General features: G+C 76.4%; 1 protein-coding gene. It reads left to right on the forward strand.

Annotated elements, in window-relative coordinates:
* On the forward strand, nucleotides 1-432 hold a 432-nt coding region (locus CAY82_RS27595; RefSeq protein WP_170931141.1), incomplete at both ends, for an urease subunit beta.

Here is a 432-nt window from a genome sequence, read left to right on the forward strand (position 1 = left end):
CTGCGAGGTGGCGCGGGACGGGGCGCGGCTGGCGGAGGCGGTGGCGGCGGGGCGGGCGGTGCTCGGGCCGGACGACGTGCTGCCGGGTGTCGCCGACGTGCTGACCGAGATCCAGCTCGACGCGGTCTTCGAGGACGGGTCCCGGCTCGCCGTGCTGACCGACCCCATCGGTGGCGGCCACACCGGCGACCAGGCGCCCGGCGCCCTGCTCCCGGGCCCGCCCCACCCCGAGCCGAGCCCCGTGCTGACCCTCCCGGTAACCAACAACGCCACGGTCCCGGTCAGCGTCACCTCGCACTTCCACTTCTTCGAGGCCAACCCGCGCCTGAGCTTCGACCGGGCTGCCGCCTACGGCATGCGCCTGGCCGTCCCGGCCGGCTCCTCGCTCCGCTTCGGCCCGGGCGAGACCCGCGAGGCGGGGCTGGTGGAGAT

Origin of the sequence: Pseudomonas sp. SID14000 (genome assembly GCF_002165135.1) — a bacterium.
Taxonomy (GTDB): Bacteria; Pseudomonadota; Gammaproteobacteria; order Pseudomonadales; family Pseudomonadaceae; genus Aquipseudomonas.